Genomic DNA, 14,241 nt, shown 5'->3' with positions numbered 1-14,241 from the left:
CGTTAGCGATGTTATCAACAAATTTTTATCCATCGATTCATATAATTCTCTATTTGTGCCATTCTATTAACACTAAGCACATTTATCGCTATAGGTGCAAAAGTTATACTCATTTTATATTGGAGCCTCCAATGAAAGTCGTTTCTTATAGTATAAAACAATACGCCCGCATTCATTTCGATCAAATCAATAAACAGGGTCATTTTAATTTTGATATCGAGTACTTTGATTTTCCACTCACACCGCAAACTGCTAAAAATGCTGCAGGTGCTGATGCGGTTTGTATATTTGTTAATGATGATGCCAGTCCCGCAGTACTTAAAGAGCTTGTAAAGCTGGATGTTAAAATTTTAGCTTTACGTTGTACCGGATTTAATAATGTCGATTTAGTTACGGCAAAAAAATTGGGCATTCAAGTTGTACGCGTACCATAATCGTACTGCTGGCATTATCGGTACCGGTATCATCATTTACTCAATGAACAATCCTTCAATAAAATGAAAGATACGGTTATGGCGATCAATACCAGCCGTGGAGGCTTAATTGATTCTAATGCGGCAATCGAAGCACTAAAACAACAAAAAGTTAGCGCCTTAGGGATGGATGTATACGAAAATGAAGGTGAGTTATTTTTCGAAGATAAATCGAATGATGTGATCCAAGATGACGTTTTTCGCCGCTTATCTGCCTGCCATAATGTTCTTTTCACTGGACACCAGGCTTTTTTAACCGAATAAGCGCTCAATAATATTAGCGAAACAACTCTACAAGATATTAAACAGATTGCTCAAGGAGAGCCCCGTGTGATAATAAAATTGAAAGTTAATCTTTAACATTAAAACAATATTTATTGCTAGGGTTTCTAGCAGCTCATTGCCATGAGTGCTTTAGAGCGCTTATGGCTCAAAACTATTGCTAATTAACCAATGAATGATCCAAAGTGCAATACTACCAGCAACTGCCGCTAACAGCCAAGTAACTTGCAGTTGTCGATTACTGAATATAACCGCCATAATTGATAATGAGTTTCTTAGGTAACTTGAGAAATTAGCCATCACAACGATATTTTTGACCAATTTTAGATGACTAATAAAATAATCAAGTCAATAATATTAATTAATCAACTTTTCCAGTCGTATTTCTCCATTTTTTAAATTTTCAACCGGCAACCAACCCAGTTTTTGATAAAAACCGCAGGCCTGACGACTCGCAGCATCAGTCGTTAACCAAATTTTTTTATATTGTTGAAAAAGAAACGTTTCAGCTTTGGCTAATAAAATTTTGCCGAAACCTTGCCCAGCAAACTCAGGACGAACAAATAAAGCAAAAATACCGCCTTGTTCCATATCCGCCATAGAAAAACCGATAGGATTGCCAGCTATTTCCGCAATCCAGGCACAAGGTGACGCAAACAAAATATCGCGTAATGCGTCAGGTGTAATTCTTTTATCAATGAGTTGTTTTTTGGAAAGGTGATTTTCTTTTACACTGGTTCGAATAGCAAAAAGTGATGCAATATCATTAACATTAGCTAATCTGACATGTTGTTCTAAATAATGGTTTTCCATTTTTTCTCTAGGATCAAAGGGTATTAATAATATGATCTTCCCAATCCATCACCTCAATTTCTCTAACCGCAATATGCCGAACGGATATTTTAGCTTGGTGCATGGCTAATTTTGAACCGGTTTTTAGTGGATGCCAAGCTGGCAGCGGTTTTCCTTCAGCAATTAAACGATAAGCACAGGTGTTAGGTAACCAACGGAAGGTAGTCAAATTATCCCTTGTCAATTTGATACAATCTGGTTCATAACGAAATCTTTCTACATAGTTTTTGCACTGATAGATTTTAAGATCTAATTGATCACATGCCACGTTGGTGAAATAAATTTCATCGGTATCTGCATCCAGTAATTTATGCATACAACATTTCCCACAACCGTCACATAATGATTCCCACTCTTCATCAGTCATCTGTTCTAACGTTTTGCGCTGCCAAAAAGACTGAGACATATAAAATAAAAATCCTCTTTTAGATAACTAGTGTTTTTAAAATTCGATCGTTTAAATGAAGGGTAAGTTTGTCGTTCACTTTTAGTGGGCCAACACCTTTGGGTGTGCCTGTCAAAATAACATCGCCAGGGCGTAAAGTAAAAAAACGCGATATATAACTGATCAAAGGTAATATGGCTGTCAGCATATCGGCGGGGTTTCCTTTCTGTCGTATTTCGTTATTAACCAATAAACTTAAGCTCGCTTTTTGTGGGTCACCAAATTCATGAGCAGCGATAAATCCGGATATTGGGCAAGCACCATCAAAAGCTTTGGATTTTTCCCATGGCTGGCCAGATGCTTTTAATGTTTGATGTAAATCACGTAAAGTCAAATCAAGTGCCACGGCAAACCCTTTAATTGCTGATTTAATTCTCTCTTGATCATTTTCCTGTTTCAGCGTCGTGCCAATCAAAACAGCTAACTCTATTTCATGATGTACTGTGCCTAGCCCTTTTGGCAACAAAATAGGTTGAGTGATATCACAAAGCGCCGTTTCCGGCTTAATGAAAATGACCGGTTCTTTATGCTGCTTTGCGTTCATTTCTTGTACATGTTCGGCATAATTACTGCCTACACAAACCACTTTATTAGCAGATACATCCAGCAAAGCGCCTTGCCAATCATGGTGTTGATACATAGTCTTTTACTCCTATTTATTGTTGCTTATACTCAATTTATTATATTTGTTGAGCAATACCGTCGGCCATTAAACAGACAGATAATGAAAAATAGTAAGAACGATTCCAGTGCATGTAGATAAGAGGTGGGCATAAACTGAGTTTGTCCCATTACACCGGCCCAAGAGCCTTTTAAACGCTGGTTTTTCGACACATAGCCTTTATCCATAATTTTAAGTGCGGCCATTAGTTGTTTACTAAAAAAAAGTTCTCGGCGGCCCTTAAAGGACAAAGGGACTAAGGCGAAAATCACATCTTCTTGTCCTTGAATTTCACCAAATTTACTCTCTAATCCCCAAAGTGTAACAATATGTTGCACCGGAATACCAAACCGGTTACTGGTCATATCCAGTTGATGCTTATTATTATGATATTGCTGTATTGCCATGCTAATACGGGATGATGGTAAAACTTTTTGTAAATAATTTTCTAAATTGACGTTAGCACGCTTTTCCGGCTGCCTACGATCTGCGGCCACAATTCGCTGAACAAAATAAATATTGGCAAAAGCCCGGGCGATCGTTGCTTCGCTTATTCCTTGTTGCCTTGCCATTTGCTTTAAATATTGAACATAAGCTGGAAATTGCGCCAAACTACGTTTTTTGTGCGGAAATACCTTACTTAAAGAAATTTCACTAAATTGCCCAGCTATTGCTTGCGGTACTGATATCAAGAAAATCACTTTAGGCAGCATTGCGATTAGCAAATCACCTATCAATAAGAAACTACCAATTACTGTATAAATAAGCTTGAGTCTCATAGCGATAATCTTCCATTATATTTTCAACCGGAGGCGGAAACTGGAGATAATAACCAACCTCGATCAGCTCCCGTTTAACCCTATCAATATCAGCGTTGGCTAATTTTTTTCGATTTGTCAAACTGAGAGTCATGACAAATCGGGGAGTACCAAATTGCTGTAATAATGGTTTGGGAACGCGTGAAAAATTGTCTTTTTTTCTACATAAAGATAAGTTTGTTCCTTCCTTGCAATACAATAAATGACACAAAACATTCAATTTAGCTCTTTTTTATTAACATTTTTGACTTGCCTGACTAATTAAGTAACTATAACATAATATTGTATTTCCTTATATCATCGTCCAAAATTCCACTATGGGTTAGTTCAACATGCTGAGTCGAATGCAGATGGCAAAATCACCAATCTAACTAAAAGGCAGTAGCTTCACTCTCACCGTTCTTCATATTCATAATGAAGATCCTGAAGCTATTAAAAAAGCAATTCAGGAAAAAATTGACCAAGCGCCTGAGTTTTTGAGAAATGCCCCTGTTGTCTTCAATGTTGCAGGTCTATTAGATGTAAACACTATTTTATCCTGCTATAAAATTATTAGCCTGACAGGTTTAAAGATAGTTGATATTAGTGGATGTAACAATACTAAATTGCGCCAGGCTATCACTAATATTGGTCTACCTTTACTTAGTGAAGGTCAAAATAAAAAAACACAAAATAAAAAAACTGCCGATATCGCTACCACTGAACATGGCAAGACGCGTATTATTAATACCCATGTTCGTTCAGGACAACGCATATATGCTGCTAATTGTGATTTAATTGTTAACACTAATGTTAGTGCTGGTGCTCAATTGATTGCTGATGGCAATATACATATTTATGGCATGATGCGTGGTAGAGTACTTGCTGGCGCATTTGGCGATAATGATTGTCAAATTTACTGTACACACTTATAAGTGAAATTAGTTTCTATTCCTGGACAATTTTGGTTAAGTAAACAAATTCCTGCAGATTTTATCGGGAAAGCAGCTAGACTTTGTTTGGTAAATAATGAATTGACGATTAATAATATCATTTAGACCTTATTACAGGAATGACTTCATTGCACGCATTATTGTTGTAACCTCAGGTAAAGGTGGCGTAGGCAAAACTACTTCCAGTGCAGCCATCGCTACCGGCCTGGCCCAAAGAAGAAAAAAACCGTTGTGATCGATTTTGATATTGGTCTACGTAACCTCGATTTAATAAAGATAAAAGGACTGAAAATCTTCATATACTTCCTGCTTCACAAACACGTGATAAAGATCATTAACACGAGAAGGCGTTGAAAAAGTGCTAAATGGACTGAAAAAATTAGATTTCGAATTCATTATCTGCGATTCACCCGCAGGTATCGAAAGCGGTGCATTAATGGCACTTTATTTCGCTGATGAAGCAATTATTACCACCAACCCTGAAGTCTCTTCTGTACGTGATTCAGATCGCATACTCGGTATTATCGCTCTAAATCGCGCCGTGCAGAACGTAGCGAAGAACCCGTCAAGGAGCAACTTTTACTTACCCGTTATAATCCAGGTCGTGTCACTCATGGTGATATGCTAAGTATGGAAGACGTACTTGAAATTCTGTGTATCCCACTGATTGGTGTGATCCCTGAAGATCAATCCGTTTTATGTTCCTCTAACCAAGGAGAGCCTGTTATTCTCGATGCCAAATCTGATGCAGGCAAAGCATACAGTGACTGCGTTGATCGAATTTTAGGTAAAAACCGCCCTATTCGTTTTATTGAAGAAGAAAAAGGCTTCTTAAAGCGCTTGTTTGGAGGGTAAAATATGGCCTTATTAGATTTTTTCCTGTCAAAAAAAATTAATGGCCAATATTACCAAGGAAAGGCTACAAATTATTGTTGCCGAACGGCCGCCGTAATGACTGTGGGCCGGCTTACCTCCCGCAATGAAACGTGATATTTTAAAGGTCATTTGTAAATACGTCCAAATTGATCCAGAAATGCTCACAGTACAATTTGAACAAAAAAATGATGATATCTCGGTTTTAGAGTTAAATGTAACTTTACCTGAAACGGACGAAAAAAAATAAAATAGCTAATTTTTAACACCAACTGCAATAATGACTTAAAAATAAATGTTTTCATTGCTTAATTTTAACAACCCCATTTCCTTTATTTATCATTTCACTAGTAAAAGCATTTCCATTTACAAAGTCGCCTGTGATTATTTTCCCCTATTAACAATAAAATAATTTTTCCTGGCTTACTTTAAGATCTGGTACTCACTTTTTATTTAATTATTAAATTGATAATTTTTTGTTATTCGATTAATAACTTCCTTAATATCTCTTACTTTATAAACATTAAAATAAAATAATGAATTAATATCTATCTCAGCAACATTTCTAAATGAACTGCCTGTTACATAAACATTCATTTCATTAGCATTTAATTGACTACCTTGTTTTATTTGAAATTTTGAATAACCAAAATCATCAACTAACCAAGGTTTAAAATAAGATAAATTGATATGAGCATTTTTATCATTAATATTATTATTCTCTATAAAAAACGGCATATTACCTGTTCGATAAGTTATTCTGTCTGCTTTAATTTGCGTGTTAGCATTAATAATATTATTATAAACCAATACCTCAATACCTCAATACCTCAATACCTCAATACCTCAATACCTCAATACCTCAATACCTTAATACCTTAATATCTTAATATCTTAATATCTTAATATCTTAATATCTTAATATCTTAATATCTTAATATCTTAATATCTTAATATCTTAATATCTTAATATCTTAATATTATTAAAATTAATATTTCCGGAAAAACTAATCGACTTGTTCATTGATTGATTTAATATTATCAACTTTTTCATATACCCAAGATTAATTTTGCCAGCCAGCAAAGTTACCCGATCAGTGCCAGAAAATGAACAGCTTATGCAACTAATTCCCTGCTGATTAGCAATCAGAATAGCTGCTTTTGTTCCTAGAATTGCTAATTCTCCCAACAGTCTAGTTTTTTCATTGCGATCAATTTCAGTAATAATCAATTTAGCACTGAGCTCAATATTATTATTAATATAAATCCCTTTTTTGCCTATATCCATTTTGTTAAAAATATGGGATACTCCTTTATTATCAATAGGATTAATATTAATAACTGGTTTATTTCTATTAGTAGAGTCGGATAATAACCTATTTAATTTACTATAGTTTTTATATTTAGTGATACTAGCAGTAGAATTTTTTATATTATTTTCATCAATAATGATATATGTGCCATTATCTTTATTATTCTTTTTTAATTTTCTATTTTCCGTTGGTAACCTATCTTTTATAATATGGAGATCATCAGCATAACTATTAAACATTATTGTTATCGCCATTATAAATATCAGTGTTGTTTTCATTCTAGCCTCTTAATAACCAGAATAAAATAAAATTTTTTATTTTTTTATAAAAATAACTTATTTAAATTAATAGAAAGAGAAATACAGAAAGAAAAGATATTTTTAATCTTATGTCTAAAGATACAATTTTAAATTAATTACACTATACCTTAGATAAACTAATTCAAAGATTTATTACAAATCAATGAATTAGTTCAATTAATAAAAGATAACAAAAAAAGACATTTTAAAAATAAATCAGCTAACAATATAATTCCAATAATTGCTTTAAAGGAGCATTTAATAATTGCCCACGCCAACCAACAAATCGGGCTTATAGTCTGATTTTTTCAACCCCCAATGGAACGCTAGCAGTTGATTAATCTGACGTCGAGAAGCTAATAACTCTGAATTCAACTCTGCTTGTTCACCAATTTGTTTAGTTAATGTTTTAACCGCCTTAAATGCCTCTCGATATTGGGGATGATTGATAAGATGGTAAAGCGGCTGCGGACAGGCATTTTCCTCAATATCACAACAGTTTGCGACAATTTGCAACACATCCTGACCATGGCAGCGGATCTCCTGCCCAGTTAAACCAAGAGTATACAGTTGTGTCAATGAATTAGGCAAATAACGCGCTATTTTCCATAGATGTTCTTCTCTAACAATAAAATTGACCGCTAAATCACGCCGTCGAGCCTGATTAAGACGCCAGGCAGCTAATTGTTTAAGACAGGCAAGCTGTTGAGTCCGTAATTGCCAACTATTTTTAATACTTTTATATGCATCTGCGGGTGATAATATCTCTTGTCGACGTAACAAAATCCGCTGGCATTCATCGGTTACCGCCTGTAAATAGCCTAATTTATTAATCAACGACAGTAGTTTTTCGACCAAAGGTAATAAAAAAATACATCAGCGGCCACATATTGACACTGTTTATCACTCAACAGCCGAATAAGCCAGTCTGTTCGTGACTCACTATTATCTAACGTAATTATTAAAATTCATTCACTAAGCTTGCAAACCCGCTAGAAATTGGATGACCAAGAAATGCTGCCATAATCTGGGTATCTAACATCGGCTGTGGAACACAAGCCAAATGATGTAAAAATACTTCTATATCTTCACTACCAGCATGCAAGATTTTAGTCACTTTGCCATCTGTTAATAAATTTCTAAACGGCTCCATATTAGTAATGGCAATAGGATTAATTAATGACAGCTGCTCACCGTCATATAGCTGAATAAGACCAAACTGTGGATAATAAGTTTTTACTCGTACAAATTCTGTATCTAAAGCTATTTTGTTAGCCTTCGCTGCTGTCTGACAAACTTTCTTAAGTTGAGCATCTGTGGTAATCCACTGATAATTCAAAACGTCTTTCTCTTTGTGATTTATTTTTAACAAAATCACTCTTGGCCGCCATTTTAGCGATGCTGTTTATCAAAATTAACTATCTAATGTTTGTGTTACTTGATGATTTTCTGTCGCTGTCTGATATTTTTTCTGCTCTTCTTCTCTTAATTGTCGTCGTAAAATTTTACCTACATTCGATTTAAGTAACTCAGAGCGAAACTCAAAAAACTTATGCACTTTATAGGCAGTCAAATATTGACGGCAATAGATTTTTAATTCTTCAGCAGTCAAAGCAGGATCAGTAGATACCACAAAGACTTTTACCGCTTCACCAGTATTTTCATCTACTACACCAATTGCTGCATTTTCAATGACTTTAGGATGATTAGAGATAACTTTTTCAATTTCACTCGGGTAAACATTAAAACCAGAAACTAAAATCATATCTTTTTTGCGATCAACAATTTTAATAAAGCCTTTTTCATCGATCTTGGCACTATCACCGGTCGCTAAACAACCATTTTTCGTCACTTCGTCGGTCATAGTAGGAGAGCGCTAATAACCCTTCATGACTTGAGGACCACGCACCAACATCTCACCAGGCTGGCCAATTGGAACTTCATTACCACTATTATCAATAAACTTGACTTCAGTTGAAGGCATAGGCAAACCAATATTACAATTATATTTACTTAAATTGTATGGGTTAACCGTCACTAATGGCGAACACTCAGTTAAACCATAGCCTTCCAGTAAACACTTGCCCGTTAGTTGTTGCCACTCTTCTGCTACTGTCTTTTGTACCGGCATACCACCGCCAATAGAAACATTCAAATGGGAAAAATCAAGTTTTCTAAACTCTTCATTATGCAACCAAGCATTAAATAATGTATTAATACCTGTAATGCCAGTAAAAGAATAACGCGCAAGTTCTTTAACCGTTGCGGCAACATCCCGCGGATTAGTGATCAGTAAATTAGTACCGCTAATTTTAACAAATAACAAACAATTTACTATCAAGGCAAAAATATGATATAGCAGCAACGCCGTCACAATAATTTCTTTATCTAACTGCATAGCAGGCAGATAAGTAGCTCTGCCCTGCTCAACATTTGCCAACATATTATAATGGCTAAGCATTGCACTTTTCGCTGAGCCGGTAGTTCCGTCGGTATACTGGAGAAAAGCCAAATCCTCGCCAGAAATATCAGGTTTCACATATTGCATACGATAGCCTAATTGCATAACACGGCGAAAAGAGAGCGCTTGTGGCAAATAATATTTAGGTACCAGACGTTTTATATATTTAACAACAAAATCAACAATCGTCCCCTTCGGCTGAGACAGTTGATCGCCTAAATGGGTCAGAATGACATGTTTAACTTGAGTATTAAAAACGACTTGCACGTAAAATACCAAAAAGTGCAACCGGATACTGTAATAAATTGGGTAGCATCAGCGCAATACGCGCGCCTTTTTGCAGGCCTAAGCCATTTTCTGTAAATAGTGTAAATAGGCGGCAAACGCTCGACTACGTTCTTCCAACTTACGATAGGTCATTATTTCACTCATATTAATGAAAGCTGGACAATCAGCATATTCAGTAACCGTATTTTCTAGTAAGTCTGCTAATGATGTTTCAGATACCGGTCCTATTTCTGCCGGTACATCAAATGGATAATTTTTTAGCCAGATTTTTTCCACTGTAACACTCCTGATTTGAAACTAAGTGAAGTAACTGACAAAAATTAATTTGTTAACAAAATACTAACTCAGCATACTAGTTTGAGAACCGTTCTGTACTAATGCTGAGATATGTATCACTATTTAATTTCAAATCTTGAATAAGTTTAAACTAAGCTAATTTATCAGCTTCTACATTTTGATTAATTTTCAGTTAGCTATAAAAATTAGCGTAATAATTATATATAAGATTAATTATATATCGATCGACTTTTTATCGAAAAAACAATGCTTTTTATCATATTAGCGCATAACCGCACCTTTTAGCAGCGCAAAATTTGCTCAGCATAAAAACCAATCAGGGTAAATATGGCAAATATTTACCCTGACTGATTGATAAAACTAATAATTATTCGGTTAAATAAGTTCGTATTTCAGCCTCACCAACAGGATAACCCCAAGAGCCCCAATTCCAATAATAAGGCGAATTAGGATAGTTTGGATACCATGGCGATCCATATCCCCAACCTGAAGGTGGCAGTACAACTGATTGCATTTGATTCCAACGTTGATAACCTGATACAGCAATCTTGACATACTGATAGAAACTAAATCAATTTTTCCTTCTTCAAATGCCAGTAATTGTCCCGACGACAGTAATATAGCGACCGCTAAAATCTGATGGCTCCAAAAAATGGCCAATATAAGCATAGATACGCCCTACCGATGGTGTGTTTAATCTTGGTGCAGCGTCATATTTACTTAATGGCATCACTGCTATTTCAAGACGAGTTTGGTTATTGTTGTTTAAAACAGAGATCACCTTACCGCCAGAGCGCCCTGCTTGACCAATATAAAGCTCAGGGGCCTCGCGCACTGCTGATAAACTCTCAACCGGTGTTTGTGTCGTTCCCTTAATTGACGCGGGAATTGAAACACATCCAGCTAATAAAGCAACACCAGCCAACAGAGCAACCTTTATGGCAGCCTGGTAGTTTAACTTTATTTTCATAAACCACCCCTTAAAACGGCATAATAATTTTAAACAAGTATCAACGGCCGGGTAATTTTTTCCAACTAACCTCATTACGTAAATAAACCGGCTGGGCTTCTTCAGCGTCAACTGTTTTGCCTTTTTGCCACTCTTGTAAAGCTAACAGCAACATATCTTGCGCATCAGGTAAAGAAATACCGCTTTCCAATAAATTTAAATTTGTCGTTCTTAATATAGGATAGGTTGACCAACCTGCCCCGGCAATAGCCCATTGTCCACTTAATCCATTTATTTTGGCTAAAAACTGCTCTGGCTTGAGCACTGCCTCACTTTCTTCACCTTGCCAAGACCCATCTGGTTTAAGTTCATAACAAGCAGAATAAATTTCGCCCATTCTGGCATCTATCGCTACCAGTACTTTTTTTGCATCTGATTGACGATAAGCGCCTTGCGCCATAGTTAGCAATGAAGAGATACCTATCATCGGTAAATTAGCCCCAAATGCCAATCCCTGAGCAATACTGACAGCAATACGAACGCCAGTAAAACTGCCTGGCCCACGTCCAAAAGCTAAAACATCGATATGTTGTAAATCCAAATGCGCATCAATAAGACACTGCTCTACCATCGGTAATATTTTTTGGGTTTGCTCCCGCGGTGAAACGGCAAATTGAGTAAAAATTTTCCCATCGCGCCATAGGGCGACAGAACACGCTTCAGTGGCGGTATCAATCGCTAATATATGGGTTGCCATATTTTAGATCCTGGCTATTTTTATGACTAACTAATTGCTAATACTAACATATTTTGTTGAATATGAAGGTATCAATAAAAAAAACTTATATGTTATTGCAACTATTTATTTAATTACTTAAGGACGTTTTTGCTAAAAAATCAATCGCCGCTTGCAAACTACGTGTTCTAGGCAAAGGCGGTAAACTATTTAAAAAGATTTCACCATAAGGTCGCGATACTAATCGTTTATCACAAATAATAATAACCCCAGAATCATTAACATCAGGTACAAGCCGGCCAATCCCTTACTTTAAATTAAGTACCGCATTAGGTAATTGAACATCATAAAATGCATTGCCGCCTTGGAGCTTGGAGCTGACAATCTTGCATACGCGCTCGCAATAATGGTTCATCAGGCAACGTAAAGGGTAATCTATCGATAATGACGCAAGAAAGAACATCGCCTTTAACATCAACACCTTCCCAAAAACTGCTAGTGGCTATTAATAATGCATTACTTTCTGCTGTAAATTGTGACAACAATCGCGCTTTACTGGTTTCTCCCTGCATCAAAACAGGTAAATTCAGACAATCACGAAACATTGCTGTTAATTCACGCATCATATGAAGTGATGTACATAAAAAGAAACAATGCCCCTGATTATGATCGATAACTGGCTTTAGCATAACGACTAATTGCTGAGCAAAGCCAGGTTGATTAATATCTGGCAGATAATGGGGCACACAAAGTAATGTTTGGCGATGATAGTCAAATTGACTCGGTAAGATTAGATTATTAGCTTTCTCCAAGCCTAGACCGCTGGCTAAAATAACTTAGTTTATCGCTGATTGCTAAGGTAGCTGAAGTAAAGATCCAGCTGCCTTTTTCAGTGGTTATCATGTCACGAAATTTATCCGCCACCGTTAATGATGTTAATGCTAATAAAAAATGGCGGCCAAAACTTTCAAATCAATAGCTAAACCCAGGTATTGTTGTCTCTTTTAATCGATTTAAACGATTACGATAAATTGTTGTTCGATCAAAAATAGCATCTAATGCGATAGAACGCCACAGCGACAGTTTCATCACCTCATAGCTAAATTCCAATGCATCCTCAAGACGCTGCAACACATTGCTAACCGAAAATCTAAAGTAGCCTGGCTAATGCTATCGGCACACTTTTGTAATTGTATCTGATCACGAATTTCTGTCCGATAAACAAGGGTAATATCACGTGCAAGTTCAAATAATTGACGGCTACTAAGCTGTTGGCCAAAGTATTGGCTAGCAATATCGAGGGATCTGATGCGCCTCATCAAAAATAACTACCTCGGCTGACGGAAGTAACTCGCCAAATCCAGTATCTTTTACCACTTTATCAGCCATAAATAGATGGTGATAATAACCACTACATCGGCTTCTAGCGCTTTTTTACGCGCTTTAAGTACAAAACAACGCTAATAATGGGGACAATGATTACCGATAAAATTATCATTAGTGCTGGTTACCAATGGCCAAACGGCGCTATCTTCGGCTACCTGATGACAATTACTAATATCACCATCTTCAGTTTCTATTGCCCCAACTACATAAGCGAACAATATCAGCAATCATTTCAGCGGCAAATTGTTCTCCTGCTAATGATTGCTGTTCAAGCCGCTCCAGACACAAATAATTAGCCCACCCTTTTAATAAAGCGACATGACCTGAATAGGCTAAAGCCGCTTTGATAATCGGTAAATCACGATAATAGAGTTGATCCTGCAAAGTTTTTGAGCCGGTTGAGATCACGACTTTTATGTTAGAACGTAAGGCCGGCACTAAATAAGCATAAGTTTTACCCGTTCCTGTCCCTGCTTCAACCACAAGCGTCTGTTGAGATTGAATTGCAGTCGTTATGGCGCGAGCCATTTCAATTTGCGCATCACGTGGCCGAAATCCAGGGATGGCATTAAACAATGAGCCATTAATAGAAAAATCGTCTAACACTTTAGTCTCATTATTTTAATTAGTGAAAATATTTTGCTGATGGTTACACTAGCCTAGGTAGTAAAAGGTCACTTAGGATTATTCATTATTATATTAAATAACCTATTACCATGACAAAAAATAGACTTTTAGACAATATAGCAATGACTTTATATTTTAAAAATCAGGAATAATAATGTCTATTCAATATCTTGATCCAGAAAATCGCTGGTCCGAAGCTACCATATTTAACAATACCCTCTATTACACCAGCGTACTGGAAAATCTTGAAGGTGATATTCATCAACAAACAACCAGCGCTTTGCATGCTATTGATAACATTTTAGCTCGCGTCGGTTCAAATAAAAGCCATATCCTTGATGCGACTATCTTTCTCGCTGATAAAGTAGATCTGGCGGGCATGAATCAAGTCTGGGATAGCTGGGTTTCGCTGGTAAAGCCCCGGTTCGCTGTACAGTACAAGCTATTTTAATGAATCCTAAATATAAAATAGAGATCAATATTGTTGCCGCACTAGCGGATTAATAATCTTAACGGCATTTAATAGAGCTGGCAAACCGGCTCTATTAG

General features: G+C 36.2%; 10 protein-coding genes and 9 pseudogenes. 5 read left to right on the top strand and 14 right to left on the bottom strand.

The features are described 5' to 3' along the window. Positions 1–131 precede the first annotated feature (131 nt). A pseudogene (locus ARADI_RS02755) lies at positions 132–833 on the top strand (NAD(P)-dependent oxidoreductase). Between the two features lie 63 nt (positions 834–896). Here the strand turns inward: ARADI_RS02755 and ARADI_RS02750 are convergent. The 6 genes and pseudogenes from ARADI_RS02750 to ARADI_RS02725 form a co-directional block, all read right to left on the bottom strand. Continuing rightward, positions 897–1,055, bottom strand: a complete 159-nt coding sequence (locus ARADI_RS02750) for a hypothetical protein (RefSeq protein ID WP_182853041.1) — start codon at positions 1,053–1,055, stop codon at positions 897–899. Positions 1,056–1,112: 57 nt separating this feature from the next. Beyond that, positions 1,113–1,568, bottom strand: coding sequence for a GNAT family N-acetyltransferase (locus ARADI_RS02745; protein WP_119711048.1), 456 nt, complete (start codon positions 1,566–1,568; stop codon positions 1,113–1,115). A gap of 13 nt (positions 1,569–1,581) precedes the next feature. Continuing rightward, positions 1,582–2,013, bottom strand: coding sequence for a YcgN family cysteine cluster protein (locus tag ARADI_RS02740; protein ID WP_119711047.1), 432 nt, complete (start codon positions 2,011–2,013; stop codon positions 1,582–1,584). Positions 2,014–2,032: 19 nt separating this feature from the next. Next, on the bottom strand, positions 2,033–2,692 hold the full coding sequence (locus ARADI_RS02735) for a fumarylacetoacetate hydrolase family protein (protein WP_119711046.1): 660 nt from the start codon (positions 2,690–2,692) through the stop codon (positions 2,033–2,035). Between the two features lie 32 nt (positions 2,693–2,724). Continuing rightward, the gene (locus ARADI_RS02730) at positions 2,725–3,492 is read right to left on the bottom strand and encodes a lytic murein transglycosylase (protein ID WP_238149079.1); all 768 of its coding nucleotides are present in this window, start codon (positions 3,490–3,492) and stop codon (positions 2,725–2,727) included. Continuing rightward, positions 3,458–3,747 (bottom strand): annotated as a pseudogene (locus ARADI_RS02725) (YcgL domain-containing protein). The gene ARADI_RS02730 and the pseudogene ARADI_RS02725 overlap by 35 nt, the downstream one beginning before the upstream one ends. Positions 3,748–3,881: 134 nt before the next feature. Here ARADI_RS02725 and minC point away from each other — a divergent pair. The 3 pseudogenes from minC to minE all read left to right on the top strand — a co-directional run bounded on the left by minC (position 3,882) and on the right by minE (position 5,586). Beyond that, positions 3,882–4,568, top strand: a pseudogene (gene minC / locus ARADI_RS02720) (septum site-determining protein MinC). A 22-nt stretch (positions 4,569–4,590) separates the two neighbouring features. Further along, positions 4,591–5,318, top strand: a pseudogene (minD, locus tag ARADI_RS02715) (septum site-determining protein MinD). A gap of 3 nt (positions 5,319–5,321) precedes the next feature. After that, a pseudogene (gene minE / locus ARADI_RS02710) lies at positions 5,322–5,586 on the top strand (cell division topological specificity factor MinE). Between the two features lie 203 nt (positions 5,587–5,789). On the opposite strand, the gene ARADI_RS02705 reads toward minE, so the two are convergent. From ARADI_RS02705 to yoaA, 8 genes and pseudogenes are all read right to left on the bottom strand, one after another. Further along, entirely contained in the window at positions 5,790–6,146 is a 357-nt protein-coding gene (locus ARADI_RS02705) for a hypothetical protein (protein ID WP_119711045.1), read from the bottom strand. Between the two features lie 148 nt (positions 6,147–6,294). Beyond that, the gene (locus tag ARADI_RS02700; protein ID WP_119711044.1) at positions 6,295–6,927 is read right to left on the bottom strand and encodes a filamentous hemagglutinin N-terminal domain-containing protein; all 633 of its coding nucleotides are present in this window, start codon (positions 6,925–6,927) and stop codon (positions 6,295–6,297) included. A 241-nt stretch (positions 6,928–7,168) separates the two neighbouring features. After that, positions 7,169–8,287 (bottom strand): annotated as a pseudogene (gene rnd / locus ARADI_RS02695) (ribonuclease D). Between the two features lie 75 nt (positions 8,288–8,362). Further along, positions 8,363–9,973: pseudogene (locus ARADI_RS02690) on the bottom strand (AMP-binding protein). A 388-nt stretch (positions 9,974–10,361) separates the two neighbouring features. Further along, complete coding sequence (locus tag ARADI_RS20555) at positions 10,362–10,508, bottom strand: hypothetical protein (protein WP_369406918.1); 147 nt, start codon at positions 10,506–10,508, stop codon at positions 10,362–10,364. A 72-nt stretch (positions 10,509–10,580) separates the two neighbouring features. Beyond that, positions 10,581–10,964, bottom strand: coding sequence for a Slp family lipoprotein (locus tag ARADI_RS20550; RefSeq protein WP_369406917.1), 384 nt, complete (start codon positions 10,962–10,964; stop codon positions 10,581–10,583). 40 nt (positions 10,965–11,004) lie between these two features. Beyond that, positions 11,005–11,700, bottom strand: coding sequence for a tRNA (adenosine(37)-N6)-threonylcarbamoyltransferase complex dimerization subunit type 1 TsaB (gene tsaB, locus ARADI_RS02680; RefSeq protein ID WP_119711043.1), 696 nt, complete (start codon positions 11,698–11,700; stop codon positions 11,005–11,007). A 109-nt stretch (positions 11,701–11,809) separates the two neighbouring features. Then, positions 11,810–13,671 (bottom strand): annotated as a pseudogene (gene yoaA, locus ARADI_RS02675) (DNA repair helicase YoaA). A 175-nt stretch (positions 13,672–13,846) separates the two neighbouring features. On the opposite strand from yoaA, the pseudogene ARADI_RS02670 reads away from it, so the two are divergent. Continuing rightward, positions 13,847–14,196: pseudogene (locus ARADI_RS02670) on the top strand (RidA family protein). The last annotated feature ends 45 nt before the right edge of the window (positions 14,197–14,241 follow it).

The sequence above is a fragment of the Arsenophonus endosymbiont of Aleurodicus floccissimus genome, assembly GCF_900343025.1.
Taxonomy (GTDB): Bacteria; Pseudomonadota; Gammaproteobacteria; order Enterobacterales; family Enterobacteriaceae; genus Arsenophonus.
This window is presented reverse-complemented; position numbering and strand designations above follow the sequence as displayed.